The following is a 294-nucleotide window of genomic DNA, read 5'->3' as shown; positions in this document are numbered from 1 at the left end:
AGACGGCATACGAACTTGCAGACTTACGCTGCCGTCCTCCTCCATCCACTCTTTTTCTATTGCCTGAAGCTGATAAAAACGACTTCTCAGGCGCCCTTCCTGCGGCGGCAGACGCAATGTATGCTGCGCCACCTCGCCGGAAAGACGCTCCGTCAAAGCCTGAAAAAGCTGTGGTATCCCCGCTCCGGTCTGCGCAGAAAGCCAGACACGGATCGGTTTGTTCTCTTCATCTCTGTCAATACGCGGTTCGAAATCGTCCAGCATATCGATCTTGTTCATCACCAGCAGGGTTGG

Annotated in this window: 1 pseudogene; it reads right to left on the bottom strand. The window is 54.1% G+C overall.

Annotated features, from left to right (window positions below):
• Positions 1–294: pseudogene (locus tag M992_RS14455) on the bottom strand (ribosome rescue GTPase HflX); the annotation flags it as partial.

The organism is Moellerella wisconsensis ATCC 35017 (genome assembly GCF_001294465.1).
Lineage (GTDB): Bacteria > Pseudomonadota > Gammaproteobacteria > Enterobacterales > Enterobacteriaceae > Moellerella > Moellerella wisconsensis.
This window is presented reverse-complemented; position numbering and strand designations above follow the sequence as displayed.